17 protein-coding genes, 2 tRNA genes and 3 rRNA genes are annotated in these 23,108 nt (G+C 60.7%); 7 read left to right on the forward strand and 15 right to left on the reverse strand.

The features are described from left to right. Nucleotides 1-363 precede the first annotated feature (363 nt). The 10 genes from rrf to PMI40_RS03080 all read right to left on the reverse strand — a co-directional run bounded on the left by rrf (nt 364) and on the right by PMI40_RS03080 (nt 11,579). Nucleotides 364-476: ribosomal RNA gene (gene rrf / locus PMI40_RS03035) — 5S ribosomal RNA — on the reverse strand. 153 nt (nt 477-629) lie between these two features. Beyond that, nucleotides 630-3,503 (reverse strand): 23S ribosomal RNA (locus PMI40_RS03040). A 280-nt stretch (nt 3,504-3,783) separates the two neighbouring features. Next, nucleotides 3,784-3,859, reverse strand: a tRNA-Ala gene (locus PMI40_RS03045). Between the two features lie 9 nt (nt 3,860-3,868). After that, nucleotides 3,869-3,945: transfer RNA gene (locus tag PMI40_RS03050), tRNA-Ile, on the reverse strand. A gap of 111 nt (nt 3,946-4,056) precedes the next feature. Then, nucleotides 4,057-5,589 (reverse strand): 16S ribosomal RNA (locus tag PMI40_RS03055). Together the 16S, 23S and 5S rRNA genes with 2 tRNA genes alongside form the textbook arrangement of a ribosomal RNA operon. 736 nt (nt 5,590-6,325) lie before the next feature. Continuing rightward, the gene (locus tag PMI40_RS03060) at nt 6,326-6,682 is read right to left on the reverse strand and encodes a BON domain-containing protein (RefSeq protein WP_008111991.1); all 357 of its coding nucleotides are present in this window, start codon (nt 6,680-6,682) and stop codon (nt 6,326-6,328) included. Nucleotides 6,683-6,908: 226 nt separating this feature from the next. Beyond that, nucleotides 6,909-8,291: a sigma 54-interacting transcriptional regulator gene (locus tag PMI40_RS03065; RefSeq protein WP_008111994.1), complete on the reverse strand. Its 1,383-nt coding sequence runs from the start codon at nt 8,289-8,291 to the stop codon at nt 6,909-6,911. A gap of 34 nt (nt 8,292-8,325) precedes the next feature. Then, on the reverse strand, nt 8,326-8,847 hold the full coding sequence (locus tag PMI40_RS03070; protein WP_008111995.1) for a hypothetical protein: 522 nt from the start codon (nt 8,845-8,847) through the stop codon (nt 8,326-8,328). Continuing rightward, complete coding sequence (locus PMI40_RS03075; RefSeq protein WP_008111997.1) at nt 8,831-10,306, reverse strand: ATP-binding protein; 1,476 nt, start codon at nt 10,304-10,306, stop codon at nt 8,831-8,833. Before PMI40_RS03075 ends, PMI40_RS03070 begins: the two co-directional genes overlap by 17 nt. Before the next feature lie 19 nt (nt 10,307-10,325). After that, a complete protein-coding gene (locus PMI40_RS03080; protein WP_008111999.1) occupies nt 10,326-11,579 on the reverse strand; it encodes a M20/M25/M40 family metallo-hydrolase in 1,254 nt (417 codons plus the stop codon). Nucleotides 11,580-11,806: 227 nt separating this feature from the next. Between PMI40_RS03080 and PMI40_RS03085 the strand changes: the two genes are divergently transcribed. After that, nucleotides 11,807-13,234 (forward strand): MFS transporter, encoded by a 1,428-nt coding sequence (locus tag PMI40_RS03085; protein ID WP_008112000.1) that lies wholly within the window; start codon nt 11,807-11,809, stop codon nt 13,232-13,234. Between the two features lie 325 nt (nt 13,235-13,559). Beyond that, a complete protein-coding gene (locus tag PMI40_RS03090; protein ID WP_008112002.1) occupies nt 13,560-14,792 on the forward strand; it encodes an HD-GYP domain-containing protein in 1,233 nt (410 codons plus the stop codon). Here PMI40_RS03090 and PMI40_RS03095 read toward each other — a convergent pair whose 3' ends face one another. Both PMI40_RS03095 and folE read right to left on the reverse strand, forming a co-directional pair. After that, entirely contained in the window at nt 14,793-15,218 is a 426-nt protein-coding gene (locus PMI40_RS03095) for a BLUF domain-containing protein (protein WP_008112004.1), read from the reverse strand. Between the two features lie 2 nt (nt 15,219-15,220). Beyond that, on the reverse strand, nt 15,221-15,937 hold the full coding sequence (folE, locus tag PMI40_RS03100) for a GTP cyclohydrolase I (RefSeq protein WP_008112006.1): 717 nt from the start codon (nt 15,935-15,937) through the stop codon (nt 15,221-15,223). A gap of 213 nt (nt 15,938-16,150) precedes the next feature. Between folE and PMI40_RS03105 the strand changes: the two genes are divergently transcribed. Further along, entirely contained in the window at nt 16,151-16,816 is a 666-nt protein-coding gene (locus tag PMI40_RS03105) for a flagellar basal body L-ring protein FlgH (RefSeq protein WP_008112007.1), read from the forward strand. An 84-nt stretch (nt 16,817-16,900) separates the two neighbouring features. On the opposite strand, the gene PMI40_RS03110 is transcribed toward PMI40_RS03105, so the two are convergent. From PMI40_RS03110 to PMI40_RS03120, 3 genes are all read right to left on the reverse strand, one after another. Beyond that, nucleotides 16,901-17,476 carry a hypothetical protein gene (locus tag PMI40_RS03110; RefSeq protein WP_008112010.1) on the reverse strand — a complete coding sequence of 192 codons (576 nt, stop codon included), beginning with the start codon at nt 17,474-17,476 and terminating at the stop codon, nt 16,901-16,903. 107 nt (nt 17,477-17,583) lie between these two features. Beyond that, nucleotides 17,584-18,849: a D-amino acid dehydrogenase gene (locus tag PMI40_RS03115; protein WP_008112011.1), complete on the reverse strand. Its 1,266-nt coding sequence runs from the start codon at nt 18,847-18,849 to the stop codon at nt 17,584-17,586. An 18-nt stretch (nt 18,850-18,867) separates the two neighbouring features. Next, nucleotides 18,868-19,653, reverse strand: a complete 786-nt coding sequence (locus PMI40_RS03120; protein WP_008112012.1) for an SDR family NAD(P)-dependent oxidoreductase — start codon at nt 19,651-19,653, stop codon at nt 18,868-18,870. Between the two features lie 306 nt (nt 19,654-19,959). On the opposite strand from PMI40_RS03120, the gene PMI40_RS03125 reads away from it, so the two are divergent. The 4 genes from PMI40_RS03125 to PMI40_RS22850 all read left to right on the forward strand — a co-directional run bounded on the left by PMI40_RS03125 (nt 19,960) and on the right by PMI40_RS22850 (nt 22,997). Further along, nucleotides 19,960-20,625: an amino acid ABC transporter permease gene (locus PMI40_RS03125; RefSeq protein WP_008112013.1), complete on the forward strand. Its 666-nt coding sequence runs from the start codon at nt 19,960-19,962 to the stop codon at nt 20,623-20,625. Between the two features lie 10 nt (nt 20,626-20,635). Beyond that, nucleotides 20,636-21,403, forward strand: coding sequence for an amino acid ABC transporter ATP-binding protein (locus PMI40_RS03130; RefSeq protein WP_008112014.1), 768 nt, complete (start codon nt 20,636-20,638; stop codon nt 21,401-21,403). Between the two features lie 10 nt (nt 21,404-21,413). Further along, nucleotides 21,414-21,860, forward strand: a complete 447-nt coding sequence (locus PMI40_RS03135; protein ID WP_008112015.1) for an Lrp/AsnC family transcriptional regulator — start codon at nt 21,414-21,416, stop codon at nt 21,858-21,860. Nucleotides 21,861-21,941: 81 nt separating this feature from the next. After that, nucleotides 21,942-22,997: a fimbrial protein gene (locus tag PMI40_RS22850; protein WP_008112016.1), complete on the forward strand. Its 1,056-nt coding sequence runs from the start codon at nt 21,942-21,944 to the stop codon at nt 22,995-22,997. Nucleotides 22,998-23,108 lie beyond the last annotated feature (111 nt).

A 23,108-nucleotide genomic window follows, 5' to 3' on the forward strand; every position in this document is an offset into this window, starting at 1 on the left:
CAGCTGTCGGCAAGTCTCCTGGGTCCGCAACGCCGCCAGGCCAGGCATTCGATGCTGGAGTGCGTCGGTCGCCAGTACGGCCGATCGTGGAAGACGACGGCGTGGCAATGGTAGAAATGGAAGTGAGGGTATGCGGCGCGCCGGTATGACGGCGAAGGCATGGAGGTCAGGCGGTGATTTTGAGATGCTGACCAGGCTCAGGGGCCTGCGTCTTGAAGGTCATGCAATCTGGTTGCGGGTTGCAGGTTGCGGATTGAGCGTCGACGGTTGCGGGTCGAGCGGAGGCAGGGAGGACATTGCCAAGGTGAGGCACAAAAGCAAAAACCCCACTATCGATCGATAGTGGGGTTATGCAGAATACTAGCCTGACGATGACCTACTTTCACACTGGTTGCAGCACTATCATCGGCGCGAAGTCGTTTCACGGTCCTGTTCGGGATGGGAAGGGGTGGTACCAACTTGCTATAGTCATCAGGCATAACTTGTAAAACTGCGCGCTCTCTGATGAGCAGCGTGCAATTCAATCTGGGAAGAAGTAAAGAGTGTGTAGTCTGGGTGGACTACTGGGTGTGATGCACAAAGGGCAAACACGATTTTGCTAAACTCGTCTATAACAGAACTAATGTTATAGGAACAAGCCGCACGGGCAATTAGTATCAGTTAGCTTAACGCATTACTGCGCTTCCACACCTGACCTATCAACGTCCTGGTCTCGAACGACCCTTTAGGGGAATCTAGTTCCCGGGAAGTCTCATCTCAAGGCGAGTTTCCCGCTTAGATGCTTTCAGCGGTTATCTCTTCCGAACTTAGCTACTCGGCAATGCCACTGGCGTGACAACCGATACACCAGAGGTTCGTCCACTCCGGTCCTCTCGTACTAGGAGCAGCCCCCTTCAAACTTCCAACGCCCACGGCAGATAGGGACCAAACTGTCTCACGACGTTTTAAACCCAGCTCACGTACCACTTTAAATGGCGAACAGCCATACCCTTGGGACCGGCTACAGCCCCAGGATGTGATGAGCCGACATCGAGGTGCCAAACTCCCCCGTCGATATGAACTCTTGGGAGGAATCAGCCTGTTATCCCCAGAGTACCTTTTATCCGTTGAGCGATGGCCCTTCCATACAGAACCACCGGATCACTATGTCCTACTTTCGTACCTGCTCGACTTGTCAGTCTCGCAGTTAAGCACGCTTATGCCATTGCACTATTAGCACGATGTCCGACCGTACCTAGCGTACCTTCGAACTCCTCCGTTACACTTTGGGAGGAGACCGCCCCAGTCAAACTGCCTACCATACACTGTCCCCGATCCGGATAACGGACCAAGGTTAGAACCTCAAACAAACCAGGGTGGTATTTCAAGGTTGGCTCCACAAGAACTAGCGTCCCTGCTTCAAAGCCTCCCACCTATCCTACACAGATTGGTTCAAAGTCCAATGTAAAGCTACAGTAAAGGTTCATGGGGTCTTTCCGTCTAGCCGCGGGTAGATTGCATCATCACAAACATTTCAACTTCGCTGAGTCTCGGGAGGAGACAGTGTGGCCATCGTTACGCCATTCGTGCAGGTCGGAACTTACCCGACAAGGAATTTCGCTACCTTAGGACCGTTATAGTTACGGCCGCCGTTTACTGGGACTTCAATCAAGAGCTTGCACCCCATCATTTAATCTTCCAGCACCGGGCAGGCGTCACACCCTATACGTCCACTTTCGTGTTTGCAGAGTGCTGTGTTTTTATTAAACAGTCGCAGCCACCATTTTATTGCAACCCTTTCGTCCTTCTGGCGCAGGCCAGTCAAACTACTTGGGCGTACCTTATCCCGAAGTTACGGTACCAATTTGCCGAGTTCCTTCTCCCGAGTTCTCTCAAGCGCCTTAGAATACTCATCTCGCCCACCTGTGTCGGTTTGCGGTACGGTCTCGTTAGACTGAAGCTTAGAGGCTTTTCTTGGAACCACTTCCGATTGCTTCGCGAACAAGTTCGCTCGTCTCATGCCCTTGAATTACGCTGCCGGATTTGCCTAACAGCCTTCTTTGACACAAAAACCGGGACTTCCAACACCCGGACAACCTTCCGCGATCCGTCCCCCCATCGCATCTAACGACGGTGCAGGAATATTAACCTGCTTCCCATCAGCTACGCATCTCTGCCTCGCCTTAGGGGCCGACTCACCCTGCTCCGATGAACGTTGAACAGGAAACCTTGGGCTTACGGCGTGCGGGCTTTTCACCCGCATTATCGCTACTCATGTCAGCATTCGCACTTCTGATACCTCCAGCATCCTTTACAAGACACCTTCACAGGCTTACAGAACGCTCTCCTACCATATGCATTACTGCATATCCGCAGCTTCGGTGACTGGCTTAGCCCCGTTACATCTTCCGCGCAGGACGACTCGATCAGTGAGCTATTACGCTTTCTTTAAAGGATGGCTGCTTCTAAGCCAACCTCCTGACTGTTTTAGCCTTCCCACTTCGTTTTCCACTTAGCCAATCTTTGGGACCTTAGCTGGCGGTCTGGGTTGTTTCCCTCTTGACGTCGGACGTTAGCACCCGGCGTCTGTCTCCCAAGCTCGCACTCATCGGTATTCGGAGTTTGCAATGGTTTGGTAAGTCGCGATGACCCCCTAGCCATAACAGTGCTCTACCCCCGATGGTGATACTTGAGGCACTACCTAAATAGTTTTCGGAGAGAACCAGCTATTTCCAAGTTTGTTTAGCCTTTCACCCCTATCCACAGCTCATCCCCTAATTTTTCAACATTAGTGGGTTCGGTCCTCCAGTGCGTGTTACCGCACCTTCAACCTGGCCATGGATAGATCACTTGGTTTCGGGTCTACACCCAGCGACTGAACGCCCTATTCGGACTCGATTTCTCTACGCCTTCCCTATACGGTTAAGCTTGCCACTGAATGTAAGTCGCTGACCCATTATACAAAAGGTACGCAGTCACCCCTTGCGAGGCTCCTACTGTTTGTATGCACACGGTTTCAGGATCTATTTCACTCCCCTTCCGGGGTTCTTTTCGCCTTTCCCTCACGGTACTGGTTCACTATCGGTCGATTACGAGTATTTAGCCTTGGAGGATGGTCCCCCCATATTCAGACAGGATTTCACGTGTCCCGCCCTACTTGTCGCAAGCCTAGTTCCACACTAATGATTTCGTGTAAGGGGCTATCACCCTCTATGGCCGGACTTTCCATTCCGTTCCACTATCAAAAATGCTAAATCTTGCAGGCTGGTCCCATTTCGCTCGCCACTACTCTGGGAATCTCGGTTGATTTCTTTTCCTGTAGCTACTTAGATGTTTCAGTTCGCCACGTTCGCTTCACACACCTATGTATTCAGTGAGTGATACCCTTGCGGGTGGGTTTCCCCATTCGGAAATCTGCGGATCAAAGCTTGTTTGCTAGCTCCCCGCAGCTTATCGCAAGCTACTACGTCCTTCGTCGCCTGTAATCGCCAAGGCATCCACCATGTGCACTTATTCGCTTGTTCCTATAACGTTAGCCTCTGTTGCCAGAGCGTCATAGAAAAATTTGAGTTTAGCGTTTGCCGTATTGCCAAAGTAAGTCTTCTAATTGCTAAGATCACTTCGTAATACATTGATTGATACAATCACACCCATTTTTGACGTTCACAAGAACCGAGGTCCTGGTGATTGTCTTAAATGAATCTTTACTTCTTCCAGATTGTTAAAGAACAAAAACAGCCATTGATCGTAAAAGACCAAACCTAAATCCTGGCATCTTGCGATGCAGACTTAGGTTTGATGTCTTGGTGGAGGTTGACGGGATCGAACCGACGACCCCCTGCTTGCAAAGCAGGTGCTCTCCCAGCTGAGCTAAACCCCCGAAAAACGTTGGTGGGTCTGGTTGGGCTCGAACCAACGACCCCCGCGTTATCAACACGGTGCTCTAACCAGCTGAGCTACAGACCCGCTTGGATCAGTATGGTAGCAAGTCAACGCTGCCTGACCGTGCATCTACCAAATAACTGTTCTTTGATTGACAGCCGATAAGTGTGGACGCTTAACTTCAGCGCACTCTAGAAAGGAGGTGATCCAGCCGCACCTTCCGATACGGCTACCTTGTTACGACTTCACCCCAGTCACGAATCCTACCGTGGTAAGCGCCCTCCTTGCGGTTAGGCTACCCACTTCTGGTAAAACCCGCTCCCATGGTGTGACGGGCGGTGTGTACAAGACCCGGGAACGTATTCACCGCGACATGCTGATCCGCGATTACTAGCGATTCCAACTTCATGTAGTCGAGTTGCAGACTACAATCCGGACTACGATACACTTTCTGGGATTAGCTCCCCCTCGCGGGTTGGCGGCCCTCTGTATGTACCATTGTATGACGTGTGAAGCCCTACCCATAAGGGCCATGAGGACTTGACGTCATCCCCACCTTCCTCCGGTTTGTCACCGGCAGTCTCATTAGAGTGCCCTTTCGTAGCAACTAATGACAAGGGTTGCGCTCGTTGCGGGACTTAACCCAACATCTCACGACACGAGCTGACGACAGCCATGCAGCACCTGTGTGATGGTTCTCTTTCGAGCACTCCCAAATCTCTTCGGGATTCCATCCATGTCAAGGGTAGGTAAGGTTTTTCGCGTTGCATCGAATTAATCCACATCATCCACCGCTTGTGCGGGTCCCCGTCAATTCCTTTGAGTTTTAATCTTGCGACCGTACTCCCCAGGCGGTCTACTTCACGCGTTAGCTGCGTTACCAAGTCAATTAAGACCCGACAACTAGTAGACATCGTTTAGGGCGTGGACTACCAGGGTATCTAATCCTGTTTGCTCCCCACGCTTTCGTGCATGAGCGTCAGTGTTATCCCAGGGGGCTGCCTTCGCCATCGGTATTCCTCCACATATCTACGCATTTCACTGCTACACGTGGAATTCTACCCCCCTCTGACACACTCTAGCCATGCAGTCACAAATGCAATTCCCAGGTTGAGCCCGGGGATTTCACATCTGTCTTACATAACCGCCTGCGCACGCTTTACGCCCAGTAATTCCGATTAACGCTTGCACCCTACGTATTACCGCGGCTGCTGGCACGTAGTTAGCCGGTGCTTATTCTTCAGGTACCGTCATTAGTCGAGGATATTAGCCTCAACCGTTTCTTCCCTGACAAAAGAGCTTTACAACCCGAAGGCCTTCTTCACTCACGCGGCATTGCTGGATCAGGGTTGCCCCCATTGTCCAAAATTCCCCACTGCTGCCTCCCGTAGGAGTCTGGGCCGTGTCTCAGTCCCAGTGTGGCTGGTCGTCCTCTCAGACCAGCTACTGATCGTCGCCTTGGTGAGCTTTTACCCCACCAACTAGCTAATCAGATATCGGCCGCTCCAGGAGCATGAGGTCTTGCGATCCCCCACTTTCATCCGTAGATCGTATGCGGTATTAGCTAATCTTTCGACTAGTTATCCCCCACTCTAGGGCACGTTCCGATATATTACTCACCCGTTCGCCACTCGCCATCAGGAGCAAGCTCCTATGCTGCCGTTCGACTTGCATGTGTAAGGCATGCCGCCAGCGTTCAATCTGAGCCAGGATCAAACTCTTTAGTTTAATCACTGTTTTGTGCCATTTCTGGCCACCCCGAAGGGTGTCGCTCTCTCAAAATACTGACAGGTAATTTCTTTCGAACTTACCTATATTTCTTGTGAGCATTTAATATTTAAAGTTTCCAGACCCGAAGGTCCGTCGCTTCCATTAAACGCCCACGCTTATCGGCTGTTAATTTTTAAAGATCTTTTCTGTCGCACTGCGAAGCTGTTGCCTCGCTTGCGTCACTGACAAATCGTTTTGTTTGTCAGCAGCAGAGAAACGAGATTATGAAGTTGTTTCTGAATCGCGTCAACTACTTTTTTCCGCTTTTCTTACATCGCTTGTCAGTGCTTGTGACTTCCGCTCCTGACTTGCCCTGTAAAAACCACTTCGTTCTCACCTGCTTTCGCTCGCAACCTTCGCTTCGTTCTTCACTCCGCTTTCTGCGTTGCGTCAGCAGGGGGCGAACTATAGCAACGCCGCATAGGCCGCGCAAGTACTTTTTGAACCAAACTGCAAAATAATTTAGCGCGCCGTGAATGGCTGCCTGGCCAGCAGTCTACATCGCGGTACAGCCAGCATGAGTATCCTGGACTGACTCAACCGCAAACGCCAAAAGACCAGATGCCCGCCCCTCGCGGGGCGGGCATCATTAAAGCCAAGCTATCTATATATGAATTGAATCGGGCATTGGATAAAAGTGGACGGCGCCGCCGAACAGCAAATCAGGCAGCGTCCGTCCTAGCCCGCTTTCTCATTAACTGCTCTTTACAGTGAGGTCGCTCTTGACGTCCTTGACGCCTTCAACGCCGGCGGCCAGTTGCAACGCGTGCTGCCCGGCTTCGGCGCTAGGCACCGATCCCCGTAGCGTCACGATACCGGCCTTGGTGGTCACTTTGATCTTGGTGGCCGAGACCTGCTTGTCCTCGACCAGGGCCGCCTTTACCTTGGCGGTGATAACGGAGTCGTCGACATAGGCGCCAGCGGTCTGCGCCGACCTGGAGCTGGAGTCGCTACTATTGGACGAGTCTGCGGCCTGGGCCAGCGGCGCCGCCATCAGGGCGGTCGCGAGGGATGCGGCAAGCAGCTTGGCAGTCAGTTTGGTCTTTTCCATGGCGTTCTCCTTATCTAGCAAAGAATAAACATGGGCAGCACAATCGCGGCCGATGGCTTCTCCTTCGCAAGGGCCGTGCCAGGCGAAAAAAACTTATAACTTTCAATGACTTGCCAATCCCTCCCTGCCCAAGGCCTTCAATGTAGACGCCAATATGGTCGATTTACGTCGGGTATCAGCGACACCACGCCATCGATGCACATATAAGTAATTGATTCCAAAGGGATCATTCCTGTCGCTCGACAACGACGCCTTCCTCGCCGCCGCGGAACATGCGGGGATCGAGGCCGTTCTTCTGCAGCAGTCGATAGAACTCGGTGCGATTGCGGTCGGCCAGGCGCGCCGCGTCGGAAACATTACCATCGGTCAACTTCAGCAGCCGGATCAGGTAGTCGCGCTCGAATTTCTGCTTGGCTTCGGCATAGCGTAGCCGGTCCAGCGCCGGCACCTGCAACGCCCGCTGCACCAGCGAGGCCGGAATCAACGCGCCCGTCGACAGCGCACACACCTGTTCGACCACGTTGTAGAGCTGGCGCACGTTGCCGGGCCATTGCGCCAGGCTCAGCATCTCCAGCGCGTCCGGCGCAAATCCGGTCAGGCGCTTGGCATACCTGGCGGCAATGGTCTTGAGGAAATGGTTGGCCAGCAGCGCGATGTCCTCGCGTCGCTCGCCAAGCGACGGTAGCTGCAGCGTCACGACATTGAGCCGGTAATACAGGTCTTCGCGGAATTGGCCGTCGACCATGGCGACCTCCAGGTCACGGTGCGTGGCCGAGATGATGCGAACATCGACCTCGCGCGCCTGGTTGGAGCCGACCTGGCGTACGCTTCTTTCCTGCAGCACCCGCAGCAGCTTGACCTGCAGCGGCACCGGCATGTCACCGATCTCGTCCAGGAACAGGGTGCCACCATCGGCCGCCTGGAACAGGCCGTCGCGATGCTCCACGGCGCCGGTGAAGGCGCCCCGCACGTGGCCGAACAGCTCCGACTCCAGCAATTGCTCGGGGATGGCGCCACAGTTGAGCGCCACGAACGGCTTGGCCGCACGCGGACTGGCGCGGTGGATCGCGCGCGCCAGCAGTTCCTTGCCGGTGCCGCTGTCACCACGGATCATGATGCTGGCGTCGGACGCCGCCACCAGGCGTGCCTCGGCCAGCAATTCGGCCACCCGCTGGCTGCGACTGACGATGTCGGCGCGCCAGGCCTGGTCGTCCCCTTCCACGGCCGGCGCCGACAGGCTCAATGCCTGGGCGATCTTGTCGAGCAGCACGGCACTGTCGAACGGTTTGGTCAGGTAGGCGAAAGCGCCTCGGGTGGTGGCGTCGACGGCATCGGGAATGGTGCCGTGGGCGGTCAGCAGTATGACCGGCAAGGTCGGCTGGCGGCTGCGGATCTCGTCGAACAGGGCCAGGCCGTCCATGCCCGGCAAGCGTACATCGGTAATCACCAGCGCCGGCAAGGTGATGGCCAGTTGCGCCAGCGCCGCTTCGCTGCTGCCCACTCCCACTACCCGATAGCCGGCTGCATTGAGTCGCAGCGTCAGCAGGCGCAGCAGGTCGGGGTCGTCGTCGACCAGCAGAAGGGGCGAGAACTGCGTGTTGTTTTCCATCGTGGCTCCAGTGCGGAACGGAGCCGACGCCAGCTCACTTGCCTGCGGCGGGCAAGCTCCGTTCGATGTTTTTGAGGGCTTCGAGCTTTTCGTTGAGCAGGTCCACCTTGCGTTGTGCATCGCGCGCCTGCCCGGCAGACTTCTCGGCGTTGTCGGCCACGCGGCGCAGATCGCTATAGTGGCCCACCAGCAATTGGACGAACGGCTTGAGCTTGTCTGCTTCGACGCTGTTGTCGGCCATCACGTTCCATAACTGGGCCTCGGCACGCGCCAGGTCGATCGGATCGCGGGTGGCCGCCAGCAACATGGCGCGCCGTACGGCATTGGCCGGACCGCTGGGGTTGGCATTGGCGCGCTGCAGTTCGCGCGCCACTTCGGCGGCCGACATCTTCCTGACCTGGATGCCATAGGCCAGCAATTCATCGACATTGCTGGGCGAGTGGATCAACTTGATCGTCGCTACCGGCGGCTCCGCCGGCGGTGTCGTGCAGGCCGCCAGCAACACCAGCGCACCAACGGCCGCCGCTCGCAGCGGGCGCTCAATCTTGTTTTTCATCGGGTAACTCTATTCTGAAATGGGCGCCGCCCTCTCGCGGCACCAACTGCACGCGCCCGCCGTGCGCATGGACATATTCGCGCACCACCGACAGGCCGATGCCATTGCCGCGCCGCGCGCCGGACGGCTGGTGCAGGCCCTGGTAGAACGGCTCGAAGATGCGCGCGGTATCGGTAGGCGCCACGCCCGGCCCCTGGTCGATGCATTCTACCCGGACCGTGCCCGACACATCGGCCAGCAGGAAACGGATGAATCCACCCTCTGGACTGAAACGCACGGCGTTGGACAACAGGTTGGCCAGTGCGATGGCCATTTTTTCCGGGTCCACCTGCACCATGCGCGCGCTGCCGTCGACCTCGACCTTCAGGTCCCGCGCCAGCCACTGCAGGCGCTGGTCGTCGATCACCTTGTGCAGCAACGCCCGCAGGTCCACCGGCACCGGATGCAGGCGCTGGGCGTCGAACGCCAATTCGTTATAGCGCAGCAGGTCTTCGATCTGGGTCTGCAGCGACTGGGTATTGTGGCGCAGGATGCGGGCGATTTCGCGCTGGTTGTCCGAAAGCTGCCCGGCCACTCCGTCGTCGAGCAGGGCGGCGCCCTCGCAAAGCGCTGCCAGCGGCGTTTTCAGTTCATGCGATACGTGGCGCAGGAAGCGCGACTTCTCGGCCTCGAGATCGGCCAGGCGCAGGCGCAACCAGTCCAGCTGCTGTCCCAGGCGGCGAATGTCGGCCGGGCCCCGGACATCGATGGGCTGGTCGAAGCGGTTATCGCCCAGGCGCCCGATGGCATGCTCCAGCCGCGCCAGCGGGCGCGACAACCACAGCCCGAAACAGAATGCCAGCAGTACCGCCAGCAGGATCGCGCCCACTACCTGCAGCGTGAGCATGCGGCGCTGCTGTTCGAGCGCGGTCGACAGGGCATTGTTGCGGCGGTCGACTTCGCGCCGGCTCTCCAGTGCCAACCGGTCATTGAGCGCAGGCAGGCGGGAGAAGTCCTGGAACAGCTTCAATTGCTCGCCCTTGTCGCGACGTTGCTCGGATTCGAGCACCGCCGACGCCTCGTCCACATAGAGCGTCCACTGGCCATACAGCTCGCGCGGCGCCATCGGCAGGGCGTCGGAGAGTTCATTGATGGCGCCGCGCGCCTGGTCGCGCGCCTCGACGAAGCGATCATGGAACACCTCGTCGTCCAGCACCAGGTATTGGCGGGCGCTGCGTTCCATGGCCACCGTGCGCTCGGCCAGACGTTGCGCAGCCTCGGTCAGTTGCACCGCCTGGCGGGCGGTCTGGCTGCTGTTGCTGGCCATGCGTTCCAGCGTGAACAGCGCGTGGATCGAGGTGGCACTGAGCAGGGCAGCAATCAACAGGAAGGCAGCAAGCAATAATTGCCTGAACGACAAGCCCAGGTACCCCGGCTTCTGCTGCGGTGTCGAATTCAGGTGTTCGATGGCATTGTGCATGCGCTTGGTCCGGCAGTCGTCAGGCGGGATGCTGCTCTGGCCCGACAAAATCCAGTAGCGTCAGGGCCACCACCTTGGTGGCACGCCGCAGGTCTTCCAGCGCCAGGTTCTCGTCGGCCTGCTTGGCATTGGATTCCATCAGCGTACGCGGGCCGGCGCCAAACAGCACCACCGGGATGCCATGCTCGCCGTACAGGCGGGCATCGGTATAGAGCGCCGAACCAAAGGTGGTCAGGGTCTCGCCCATGACGTCATTGGCATGCCGCAACAGGCTCTCGACCAGGCGCTCGTGGCCCGGCAGCGGGCGCAGCGCCCTCGCCAGCAGCAGCCGCCGGATCTCGACCCGGATACCGGGCAGGTCGGCCACTGCCTGTTCGATCAGGCCACGCACACCGGCCTCGACCTCGGTCGGATCTTCTTCGGGAATCATGCGGCGGTCCATCTTCAGCACCACCTTGCCCGGCACCACGTTGGTGTTGGTGCCGCCATCGATACGGCCTACGATCATGGTCGGGTGGGTGATGCCGGGGATCGCCGAGCGGATTTCCTTGAGGCCCGGCAATGCGCCATAGATGGCATTGAGAATGGCGTTGGCCGCCTGCAACGCATCGTGCCCGGTCTCGGGCATCGAGCCGTGGGTGGCACGGCCGTGCACCGTCACCTCGAACTGCAGGCAGGCATTGTGCGCGGTCACCACGTTGTAGCTGAAGCCGGCCGCCAGCACGTAGTCCGGCCTGGTCAGCTTCTGCTCCAGCAGCCATCCCGGGCCCAGCAGGCCGCCGAATTCCTCGTCGTAGGTGAAATGCAGTTCCAGCGCGCCGCGCAAATCGATACCGAGCGACTCAAGCGCGCGCACGGCAAAGATATAGCTGGCGAAATCGCCCTTGGACACGGCGGTGGCGCGCCCGTAGATACGACCGTCGGCAATCTCGCCGCCGTACGGATCATGGGTCCAGCCGTCACCCGGCGGCACCACGTCGCCGTGCGCGTTGAGGGCCACGGTGGGGCCGCCGTCGGCATACGGGCGTCGCACGATCAGGTTGGTCACGCTTTGCATGCCGTAGTCCACCACCTGCTGCTGCGGCACCACGTGTTTTTCGGCATGCCAGCCCCAGCGCCGGACCAGTTCAGCCACCGCATCGGCATGCGGTGCATTGTTGCCCGGCGGCGTGTCGGTAGGAATCCGGACCAGTTGCTGCAACACCCCGACTTCTTCATCGAAATGCTGATCGATCCATGCGCACAGGCGCTCCGACAACTGCTGATTGGCCATTCCCACTCCGTCTCGATAAAAGCGCGCCGGCCACGCCAGCGCAAAACAGCATGATAACGTACCGGCTTGCCAGCAGGGCAATGGCCAGCGTGGCCGGCGTTTCCCCGCTATCATGGGAGCCGGCCGCCAGCCGCCGCGGCCACGTCGTCTCACCACTATCACTATATAAGAGCATCCGGCCGCGCTGGCCTGCCAGCGGCCCGGGTCGCTCCCCTTGCCAATCTCACATGTCTTCGCTGCCTTCATCCACCGACGTCCCCCGCCCCTCCCCCCAACTGGTCGTGGCCGGCGACGGCCTGCCGCCGGACCAGCGTGGCCGGGCGATCCTGACCCTGTTGATCGCGGTCGGGCTGGCCACGCTGGACACCGCCATTGCCAATACCGCCCTGCCCGCCATGGCGCTCGACCTCAATACCACGCCGGCAGCGTCGGTATGGATCGTGACGTCCTACCAGTTGGCCATGATGGTGTCGTTGCTGCCACTGGCGGCATTGGGCGAGATCGTCGGCTATCGGCGTATCTATATATGGGGCCTGGTGCTGTTTACGGTGGCATCGCTATTGTGCGCCGTGGCCTGGTCGCTGCCGTCGCTGGTCGTGGCGCGCTTCCTGCAGGGGCTGGGCGGGGCCGGCATCATGAGCGTCAACACCGCCCTGATCCGTTTCATCTACCCGACCCGCTCGCTGGGCCGCGGCGTCGGGCTCAATACGCTGATCGTAGCCGTCGCCTTTACCGTCGGCCCCAGCGTGGCCTCGGCCATCCTGGCCATCGCTCCGTGGCCGTGGTTGTTTGCAGTCAACGTTCCATTGGGCATCATCGCAGTGGTCCTGGCCATACCGTCGCTGCCGCATACCGCCTTGTCGGCCTATTCGTTCGACGTACGCAGCGCCGTGCTCAATGCCGCCACCTTCGGCTTGCTGATCCTGGCCATCGGCGAAGGGGCGCACCAGGCCCAGGGCCATGTCGTCGGCCTGGAGCTGGCGGCAGCCTTGGTCTGCGGCGCGTTCCTGCTGCGCCGCGAGCTGCGCCACCCGGCCCCCATGATGCCGGTCGACCTGTTTCGCCATCCCATGTTTTCGCTCTCGGCAGTCACCGCCGTATGCTCGTTCGCTGCCCAGGGCCTGGCATTCGTGTCGCTGCCCTTCTTCTTCCATCACGACCTTGGTCGCAGCCAGGTCGAGATCGGCCTGCTGATGACGCCATGGCCGGTGGCCGTGGCGATCATGGCGCCGATCGCAGGCCGTATGTCGGACCGCTATCCGGTGGGCATCCTGGGCGGGGTCGGGCTGGCGATGCTGTGCACGGGCTTGCTCACCATGACTTTCATGCCGGCCGCCCCCACGGTCTGGGATATCTGCTGGCGCATGCTGATCTGCGGCATGGGCTTCGGGTTCTTCCAGTCGCCCAACCTGAAGGCACTGATGACCAGCGCGCCGCCTCATCGCAGCGGCGGCGCCTCGGGTATCGTCGCCACCGCGCGCCTGCTGGGCCAGAGCATCGGCGCCTCGCTGGTAGCACTGTGCTTTAACCTCTCCGAAACGCACGGTTCGCGTTTTGCACTGGGCTTCGGCGCAGCCTTCGCCGGGCTGGCCTGCCTGGCCAGCTTCCTGCGCTTGCTCACCAGCAACCCGTATGCGGCGCCGCTGAAAAAATAGGCGCCGCAGCGGATCGGCGAGCAACATCGACGGCGGCTCAAAGGCCGCCGTTGCGCATCCCGGCGTCAGCCAGCAGTCAGGAACGTGCAAGAAAACATCAGAAGTCTTCCCCTGCATAACTATTCGTCGCCGCCGCATCAAATTTAAGTGCCGGCGCACTGCCGCGCCTGTCTCAAACAAAAAACATTCTGCTACGATGGACTCGTTTTATTAAGACCGGCTGTAGGCGAAAGTGCTGCGACAGGCGTTGCTTCACACAGGGGTCATTGAAGCCGATTTGCGGCGGGGCACGACAACACCGGGCATGAGACCTGGTGCATCAGATATGTTGAAATCGATCGCCACCGAACAATTGCGTCTGGGCATGTACGTCCACTCCATTCCCGGAGCGTGGATCAATCACCCATTCTGGCGCAAGTCATTCAAGCTGGAAAACCTCGAGGACCTGCAGGCCCTGCGCGCCAGTCCTATCCGCGAAATCCTGATCGATACGGCCAAGGGCCGCGACGTCACCCCCGAACACGCCGTCGATGATGACGTGCATGACGACCAGGGCAGCGATGAGGCCCCGGTCAACGTCGTCGAGGCCCCTGCCGTGCATGGCACTGCCCCGCGCAAACCGGTGGTGCGCACCGATACGGCCCAGGAACGCGAGCGTGCCGCGCGCATCATCTCGTCCTCCAAGTCGACCGTGCTCCACATGTTCGCCGAAGCGCGCATGGGCAAGACCGTGGACGTCAAGGACGCGGTGGGGCTGGTGTCCGAGATCACCGCCTCGGTCTCACGCAACGCCGACGCCCTGATCAGCCTGGCGCGCCTGAAGACAACCGACGACTACACCTACATGCATTCGGTGGCCGTATGCGCGATGATGATTTCGCTGGCGCACCAGATGGGCCTGTCGCACGAGCAGGCCAAGCAGGCCGGCATGGCCGGCCTGTTGCACGACGTGGGCAAGATGTCGGTGCCGCTGGATATCCTCAACAAACCCGCCAAGCTGACCGACGAGGAATTCGCATCGGTGCGTTCGCACACCGTGGCCGGTCACGCGATCCTCCAACAGATCGACGGCATCGGCCAGGCCGCGCTCGACGTGTCGCTGCATCATCACGAAAAGATCGATGGCAGCGGCTATCCGTTCAACCTGAAGGCGGACCAGATCTCGATCATGGCCAAGATGGGTGCGGTGTGCGACGTGTACGACGCAATCACCTCCAACCGGCCCTACAAGGCGGGCTGGGATCCGGCCAGGTCGATTCGCCACATGGCAGGCAGCGCCGGCCATTTCGACGCCAGCACCATGGAAGCCTTCGTCAAGGCCATCGGCATCTACCCCACCGGGTCCTGTGTGCTGATGCAGTCCGGGCGACTGGCGGTGGTGGTGGACCAGCGCCCCGACCAGCTGCTCACGCCACGGGTGAAGATGTTCTACTCGACCCTGACGAAGATGCCGCAACGGCCCGAGATCGTCGACCTGGCGCATGCCAACGACAAGATCGTCGCCTATGCGGACCCGGCCAAATGGGGCATACGAAACCTGCCCGACACCGAACTCTGATCAGTCGCGCTGGGTAAAGGCGGCGGTCGAGGCCAGCTCGTTGAGCAAGGCCACGGTGGCACAGCTCGAAACCAGGTACGGATTGAGTTCACTGCTGATCGAATACTTGAGCAGCAGCGAACGGTTGATCTTGTCGAGCCGGATGCCGCCCATGGTCCAGGACGAATACTGGCGCTCGTCGATGGCCTCGTAACCCAGCAGGATCAGGTCCTGGTGGCGCTCGTCCTGCATCAGTTGTCCATAGACGCGATTGACCTGGTCGCGCCCACCCTCGAGCACCTGCACGAATATCCGGTCGCTGTAGCACAGCACACCGGTGATGCCGTATTCGGGATTGCGCTTGCGCGCGCTGGCCAGGATGGCGTCTACCGTATCGGGTGCGATCGGCGCCTTGGCGCGGCTTGCATAGATAAGACGGACCAACATGCTTAACCTCGTTGACGTTGAGTAATCAGGGCCAGGAACTCGCGTCGCAAGTCTGGATTGCGCAGGAAGGAACCACGCATGACGCTGTTGATCATCTTCGAATCGACATCCTTGACGCCGCGCCAGTGCATGCAGAAATGATCGGCTTCCATCACGATGGCCAAGCCATCCGGCTGCAACTTCTGCATCAGCAGGTTGGCCGCCTGCGACACCGCCTCTTCCTGGATCTGCGGCCGGCTCATCACCCACTCCAGCAGGCGCGCATACTTGGACAGGCCGATCAGGTTGGAGTGCTCGTTGGGCATGACCCCGATCCATACCTTGCCCATGATCGGGCACAGGTGGTGCGAGCAGGCGCTGCGCACCGCGATCGGTCCCACGATCATCAATTCGTTGAGGCCTTCGATATTGGGAAACTCGGTGACCGCGGGCGGCGCCTGGTAGCGTCCGCGGAACACTTCGTTGAGATACATCTTGGCCACGCGCTTGGCGGTGTCCTGGGTGTTGTGATCGCTCTCGACATCGATCACCAGGCTTTCCAGCACGGCTGCCAGCTTGCCCTGCACCTCGGCCTGCAATTGCTCGAGCTCGCCCTCCTCGATGAAGGCGGCGATATTGTCGTTGGCATGAAAGCGGACGCCCGCCTTCTTGATGCGCGCGCGGATGCGGGCCGAGACAAGCTGGTCATGTACGCTGGGCTGGTTTTTTTCTGTCGCCATATCGGAAAGCGCGCAGCCATCGGCTGCGCTGGTATCGGTGAAATTGCCCCCATTATGCCCCGAAATGCCTCGCCGCCCTGAGCGCGGCGCGACGCGCTCAAGGGGCGCAGGCTTAACGACTGTTGATTTTTGTTTTCCGCCATTTACAAGCGATTAACGGCCGCTTACACGCTTGGCGACCATCATCGGAAAAACAAACTCGGGGGTGTCGTCATGCATATTCAAATTCGCCTGGCCGGCGCATGTGCCGTGGCGGCAACGCTGTGCGCCTGCTATAGCCCGGCCCCAATGGTCAACGGTCCCACCAGCGTACGCCCGGCGTATCCTGTAGCCAACGTCGAGAACAACGGCGCCATCTTCCGTGTCAGCAGCGCACAGCTGTTCGAGGAACCGACCAGCTACAACGTCGGCGACATCATCAAGATCGACATCTCCGAATCGATCAGCGGCAGCAACAAGTCGGCCACCACCAACACCCGCGACAGCAGCCTGACGCAAAAGGGCCCCGGGTCCTCGGCGCCGCTGGCCGGACTGTTCGGCTCGCTCTACACCGCCGATTTCTCGGCCTCGGGCAGCAACTCGTTCAAGGGATCGGGCCAGACCGAGAATTCCAACACCGTCAGCGGCACGCTGATGGTGTCCATCGTCGAGGTCCTGCCCAATCGCAACCTGGTGGTGGCGGGCGAGAAACGCATCGGCCTCAACAACAACGTCAACACGCTGCGCTTCTCCGGCGTCGTGCGCACGCGCGACATCCGCGGCGGCATCGTGGCCTCGGCCAACGTCGCCGACGCCCGCCTGGAACAGGTCGGTGGCGGCACCATTGCCGATGCCAACGCCGATGGCGGTTTCTTCAAGCGCCTGCTGACAATCTGGTAAGCGCCACCGGCAGCCGCAGGCAACGAAAAACGGCAACCGAGGTTGCCGTTTTCTGGTTCCGGTGCCGGATGCCGGTCGGCCTGATCAAAAGCCGCCGCCGGCCTGCGATGGAGTGCGCGAACTGTCGGCGATCACCTCGGCATTGGAGGGCAGCAGCGCATCGACCAACGGCCCCAGTTTTTCGTTGGTCGTGGCCCATTTGTCCTGGGCGAACGAACCCAGGCGATACTGTGCCGAGCCCATCACCCGCCCATCGCGCCGCAAGGTCAGCGAGACATACGTGAGGTAAGGCGTATAGGCGTCCGAAAAGACCTTGGTATCCCATTTGACGAAGCCGGTGTAGGTCATCGTCACGGGGCAGCCGACCGATTGCGTGCCGGCATCGTAGACCCGGCTTTGCACGCCACGGCGCATCAGTTCGTTTTGCAACGCCGGCACGAAATCACTCATGGCCACGGCGCCGTTCCACTCGATGCACACTTCGCGGATCGCGTTGCGGTCGTAGATCACCGCATTCTGCGGAGGATTGGGTGTCAACGAGCGTACCCCGGAGGCGGCATAGCCGATCAGGTTGGCCGCCTGCACCAATGGGTCCGACGGCATGACGACGCACGCCGACAAGGACGATGCAAACAAGGATGCAATGATGATGGTGCGCACGACGCCCCCTCCAGGCTACTCACCGTTTCATCATAGCCGCGCCGCATATCTCGTTACTTTTGTTTTACCTGTATTTACGCTGGGAGCGAGGCGACTTTACAGCCGCCTCAGATGACCCGCAGCGGCCCCAGGTCGTCACTCTCGATCTCGGTGCGCTCGCCGGCAATGCGGTCGGCCAGGATACGGCTGGCGCCACAGGCCGTGGTCCAGCCGTTGGAGCCGTGCCCGGCGTTGAGCCACAGGTTGGCATAGCGCGTGGCACCGATGAGCGGTGCGCCGTCGGGTGTCATCGGACGCAGCCCTGCCCAGTATTGGACCCGCGCCATGTCGGCACCCTGTGGGTAAAGATTGTTCAGCGATTTCAGCGCGGTGGCGCAATCGCGTGGCCTCACCCGGGTGTCCCAGCTGCCGATCTCGGCCGTGCCGGCGGCGCGGATATGGTCGCCCATGCGGGTGATGGCCACCTTGTAGTACTCGTCCATGACGCCACTGCGCGGCGCCCCCGCGGGGTCGCTGACCGGCACCGTGATGGCATAACCCTTGACCGGATAGATCGGCAGGTCCAACCCGAGCGGTCGCAGCATCGGCACCGAGGCGCTGGCGCAGGCCACCACATACGCGTCGGCCTGCAATACGCCGGCGCTGGTGCGCACTCCCGTCACCTGGCCACCTGCCACCTCGATGGCGTCGACCGTGGTCGAGAGCCGGAACCGCACCCCTTGCGTGCCCAGCCAGTCGGCCAGCGCCCGCGCGAACAGGGGACAATTGCCGGTCTCGTCCAGCGGCAGCAACAGGCCGCCTTTCAATTCCTTGCGCGCGGCATGCAGGCCCGGGTCGAACGCCACGCAGGCATCGGCATCGAGCAACTCGAACGGCACCCCGGCCTCGGCCAATACCCGGGTCGACAAGCCGGCGTTGTCCACCCCTTCCTGGGTGCGGAACAGTTGCAGGTTGCCGCCGGTGGTCTGCTCGTAGCGAATGTCCAGGCGCTCCCGGATCTGCTTCAACTGGGTATGGCTGTAACGCGCCAGGCGCCCCATGCGCGCCTTGTTGAGGGCATAACGCTCGGGCGTGCATTGCGCCAGGAAGCGCCGCAGCCAGCGCCATTGATGCGTGTCCAGGCGCGGCGTCAGGCGCAGCGCCGATTCGATGCCCAACCAGCTCTGCACGGTCCATTTGAGCGACTTGCCAGGCATCCCGGGCGCGGCCCATGGGGTGGCGTAGGATGGGCATACATGGCCGGCGTTGCCCACGCTGGTCTCGGCGGCGACTTCGGCGCGCCGTTCGACGACGGTCACCTCGTGACCGCGTTCGCGGAGGAAATAAGCGGTGGTGACGCCGACGATGCCGGCGCCCAGCACGATGATACGCATGGAAATTCCAGGACAGGATTAAAGGGTGAGGCCGCCGTCGACATGCCAGACCTGGCCCGTCACGTAGGAGGCCGCCGGGCTCAGCAGGAAGGCGACCACATTGGCGACCTCCTGCGGCTGGCCCAGGCGTTGCAAGGGAATACGATCGAGCGCCGCCTGCCAGGCGGCCGGGTCGATGGCCGACTTGGCCGGGTCGCTCTTTTGCACGTAGCCAGGCGCGACCGCATTGACGGTGACGGCAAACGGCGCCATCTGCACCGCCAGCGACTTGACCAGGGCCTCGATACCGGCCTTGGCCGCAGCCGATGCCGGGAAGCCCGATTCGCCCAGGCGAAAGACGTGCGCCACGAATGAACTCAGCGCCACTACCCGGCCGCTGCCCGAGGCCTGCAGCAGCTCGCGGCACGCCGTGCTCAGGCGAAAGAAACCCGACAGCAGGGCGTCGAGCGAACGCGACCAGTCGGCCTCGCCCAGCTCGCCGATGCGCTTGCGATCGGCAAAGCCGGCATTGGCCACCAGCGCGTCGAGGCGGCCGAACCGATCCAGTGCGGTGTCGCGCAGCAACCCCGCCGTGGCCGGTTCGGCCAGCTCGCCGAAGGCCAGCACGCACCGCGCGCCGCGTTCGCCGCAGATGCGGGCCACGTCCTGCAGCTGCGGCGAATCAGCGCGCGCATGCAGTACCAGCGACGTCGTGCCGGCGGCCACGGTGGTGGCAATGGCCGCGCCGATGCCGCGCGCAGCCCCCGTGATCAGGATCACGCGATGCGGGTCGCCGGACGTGGGGAAAGCAGAAACCTGGTTCATGAGCGCAGTCTGGAAGTAGGGGCCAATCCCGGCCCATGAGAGGACCGGCGCGCCGCCCGCACGATGCGTTGCGGCGCCCGCGCTATTTTAGCCAAAGCCCACGCCACCGGGGGGTTCGCCGCACGCCGGCATGGCCGCGTGCAACGGTTCTCCATTACAATTGCCGGGTTCGCGGGTCGCCGATATAAAAGATATGCCATCCCCCTCTCCACGCTGCGGCATGGATCATGCTTGGACTTCCCGCCCCCCCTCCGCATCGGACCAGGCTTCTGGTCCACATTGAATCGAATTGAAGGAAAACCGCAGATGTATCAATGGGACTTCGGCTCGCTCTGGCAATTCCGGAGCATCATCGGCATCGGCTTTGCCTATACGCTCAGCTATACCGTGGCCGTCATCGCGCTGGGCCTGCTGATCGGCCTGCTGGTGGGCCTTGGCCGCCTGTCGTCCAACCCGTTCGTGTCGGGACCGCTGCGCGCCTATGTCGAAGTGTTTCGCTGCACCCCCGTGCTGGTGCAGCTGGTGTGGTTCTACTACGCGCTGCCGGTATTGCTGGGTATCGAGATGTCGGCCGGCGTGGCCGCGGCCCTGTCGCTGTCGCTGTATGGCGGCGCGTTCTACTCGGAAATCATTCGCGGCGGCATCGTCTCGATCGACGTGGGCCAATCCGAAGCCGGCTGGGCGCTGGGCATGACCCGCCTGCAACTGATGCGTCGCGTGATCCTGCCGCAGGCCTTCAAGCGCATGACGCCACCACTGGTGAACCAGTCCATCATGCAACTCAAGAATACCTCGCTGCTGTCGGTACTGGCAGTTCCCGACCTGCTGTACCAGGGCCAGATCATCGCCCACGAGACCTATCGCCCGCTGGAAATCTACACCATGGTGGCGATCATCTATTTCCTGATCCTGCTGCCGGCCACCATCTGGGCCAAGCGGCTCGAGACGCGCCTGTCGGCGCAGCACGGTTGAGGAGCCCGCCATGATATCCGCCCCCGCCATGATCCAGATCAGCAACCTCAAGAAGTCCTTCGGCGAGCACGTGGTGCTCAAGGACATTTCCATCCAGATTCCCCGCGGCAGCGTGGTGGCCATGATCGGACCGTCGGGTTCGGGCAAGTCGACCCTGCTGCGCTGCCTGAACCTGCTGACCGTGCCCGACCTGGGCTCGGTGCGCATCGGCGAGCAGCATTTCGAGTTCGACGGCAAGAAGTCGCGCCTGCCACGCGACCGCGAGCTGGCCGGCTATCGCGCCCGCACCGGCATGGTGTTCCAGCACTTCAACCTGTTCCCGCACATGACGGCGCTGGAAAACGTGATGGAAGGCATGCTCACCGTGCTGCGCACGCCCAAGGCCGAGGCCCGCAGCCAGGCACTGGCGCTGTTGCACAAGGTTGGCCTGGCCGACCGCGCCGACATGTATCCGCAAAAGCTCTCCGGCGGCCAGAAGCAACGCGTGGCCATCGCCCGCGCCCTGGCCATGCGCCCGGACGTGATGCTGTTCGACGAAGCCACTTCGGCACTCGACCCCGAACTGGTAGGCGAGGTACTCAATGTCATCCGCGCCCTGGCCGCCGATGGCATGACCATGATCCTGGTGACCCACGAGGTCGCCTTTGCACGTGAGGTCGCCGACCAGGTGGTGTTCATGCGCGATGGCGTGGTGGTCGAGGCGGGGCCACCGGCGCAGGTCATCGACAATCCGCAGCAGGCCGCCACGCGGGCGTTCCTGGCGCGCTTCAACGGCTGAAGCACGGCCCATGAAGACGCGGCTCGATACCCTCGACGAGACCGACCGCAACCTGATTGCGCTGCTGCAGCTGTCGGCCCGCGACAGCGTGGCCAACCTGGCCCGCAAGCTGGGCGTGGCGCGTACCACGGTGGTGGCGCGCCTGGCGCGGCTGGAACAGAACGGGATCATCGCCGGCTACACCGTCAAGCTGGGCCAGGAAGTGACCGACAACGCACTGCGCGCCTATGTCGGCATCACCATCGAGCCCAAGGCCGCACGCGACGTGCTCAAGCAGTTCAGGCGCATGCCCGAGATCGAACTGCTGTGTTCGGTCTCGGGCGAATTCGACTACGTCGCCTGGCTGCGCGCCAGCTCGGCCGAACGGCTCGATCAAATTCTGGACGAAATCGGCCAGATCGATGGCGTGTCCCGCACCACGACCTCGATCGTACTGTCGCGCAAGATCGAGCGTTGACCCCCACATCAAGAATATTCCTATAGAAATAGATGGATAGCGCCCCTAGCATGACGCCATACCTATTTCGTACGAGAGGTTATGAAGAACCAGACCAGCGTGATGGCCCATGCACCGAAGGGTCGGCTGCGCTTTTTTCTCCCCGGCCTCATCGCCCTGCTGAGCGGCTCGGCATTTGCGCAGTGCTCTGGCGATAGCCGCACCGTCAATCTGCCGCTGCCGGCAACCATCACCCCTGCCAGCAATGCCCCTGTCGGCACCGTGCTCACCAGTTGGATACAGAGCGACCCGGTTACCAATTACTTGTATTGTTACGCCAATCCGTCTAACGGTGTGATGGCGGATTTTTCGTGGTCGAGTATCTCGAATGTGCGGATCTGGTCTCCCGACATGGGAACCGAGATCAGGGTGTGGGAAACCACTGTCGCCGGCATCGGCGTGGCACTGATCCATCGCTGGTATAACGGCAATTGCAGATGGTCGAACTGGGAGGACGCCGAGACTGGTGGCGCGTGCAGCGGGCATATACCAGTGGGCAGCCAGGTCAAGGTAGCGCTGGTCAAGACCGGACCGGTGAGGGCTGGCAGGATCCAGAACATGACCGTCATGCGGGCCGTTCCGATCGGTGGGTATAATCTCCGCCCCATCTCATGGCAACGCATCTCGTTCGTGATCGGCGGGATCAATATCGTGGCGCCGACCTGCAGGGTCACGACCACTTCGGTAGCGGTCCAGCTTGCGCCTGTCAATGGGCTGTCGGCAAGCACGTTTACTGGCCATGACAGTAGCAGTACTCCGGTTCCGTTCGAATTGAAGCTGACATGCGGCAACAATCCCACCCGGCTTGGCATCACCTTCACCGATACCAGCAATCCTGCCAACGCCGGCACGACGCTGCCGTTGTCCGCCAGTTCATCGGCCAGGGGCCTGGGTGTACAGATTCTCCACAAGAATGCGCCGGTCCGTTACGGCTACGACTCGTCCAGGCCAGGCACACCGGGGCAGATCACGCTGGACTTGCGCAACGGTGGCCAACAAGTCGTCATGCCACTTGCCGCGCGGTATATACAGACCGGGCCTGCGGTGACTCCCGGTAGCGCCAATGCGCAGGCATCATTCACCATCTCGTATCAGTGAGGCGCTCTGCACCGACCGGACCTAGCCCACTCTACGGCTTGCTTATTGCCGCAGCCGACGCGCAGGCGTCCTCTACTTTCTCCCACCGGTAACAAGGTGCATGGGCCAGAC

It is taken from the genome of Herbaspirillum sp. YR522, from assembly GCF_000282575.1.
Classification (GTDB): domain Bacteria; phylum Pseudomonadota; class Gammaproteobacteria; order Burkholderiales; family Burkholderiaceae_D; genus Herbaspirillum.

Bases quoted from the DNA above. Each gene is read 5' to 3' on its own strand.
- PMI40_RS03060 (WP_008111991.1), bottom strand. From the start codon at position 6,682: ATGGAAAAGACCAAACTGACTGCCAAGCTGCTTGCCGCATCCCTCGCG.
- PMI40_RS03065 (WP_008111994.1), bottom strand. From the start codon at position 8,291: ATGGAAAACAACACGCAGTTCTCGCCCCTTCTGCTGGTCGACGACGAC.
- PMI40_RS03070 (WP_008111995.1), bottom strand. From the start codon at position 8,847: ATGAAAAACAAGATTGAGCGCCCGCTGCGAGCGGCGGCCGTTGGTGCG.
- PMI40_RS03075 (WP_008111997.1), bottom strand. From the start codon at position 10,306: ATGCACAATGCCATCGAACACCTGAATTCGACACCGCAGCAGAAGCCG.
- PMI40_RS03080 (WP_008111999.1), bottom strand. From the start codon at position 11,579: ATGGCCAATCAGCAGTTGTCGGAGCGCCTGTGCGCATGGATCGATCAG.
- PMI40_RS03085 (WP_008112000.1), top strand. From the start codon at position 11,807: ATGTCTTCGCTGCCTTCATCCACCGACGTCCCCCGCCCCTCCCCCCAA.
- PMI40_RS03090 (WP_008112002.1), top strand. From the start codon at position 13,560: ATGTTGAAATCGATCGCCACCGAACAATTGCGTCTGGGCATGTACGTC.
- PMI40_RS03095 (WP_008112004.1), bottom strand. From the start codon at position 15,218: ATGTTGGTCCGTCTTATCTATGCAAGCCGCGCCAAGGCGCCGATCGCA.
- folE (WP_008112006.1), bottom strand. From the start codon at position 15,937: ATGGCGACAGAAAAAAACCAGCCCAGCGTACATGACCAGCTTGTCTCG.
- PMI40_RS03105 (WP_008112007.1), top strand. From the start codon at position 16,151: ATGCATATTCAAATTCGCCTGGCCGGCGCATGTGCCGTGGCGGCAACG.
- PMI40_RS03115 (WP_008112011.1), bottom strand. From the start codon at position 18,849: ATGCGTATCATCGTGCTGGGCGCCGGCATCGTCGGCGTCACCACCGCT.
- PMI40_RS03120 (WP_008112012.1), bottom strand. From the start codon at position 19,653: ATGAACCAGGTTTCTGCTTTCCCCACGTCCGGCGACCCGCATCGCGTG.
- PMI40_RS03125 (WP_008112013.1), top strand. From the start codon at position 19,960: ATGTATCAATGGGACTTCGGCTCGCTCTGGCAATTCCGGAGCATCATC.
- PMI40_RS03130 (WP_008112014.1), top strand. From the start codon at position 20,636: ATGATATCCGCCCCCGCCATGATCCAGATCAGCAACCTCAAGAAGTCC.
- PMI40_RS03135 (WP_008112015.1), top strand. From the start codon at position 21,414: ATGAAGACGCGGCTCGATACCCTCGACGAGACCGACCGCAACCTGATT.
- PMI40_RS22850 (WP_008112016.1), top strand. From the start codon at position 21,942: ATGAAGAACCAGACCAGCGTGATGGCCCATGCACCGAAGGGTCGGCTG.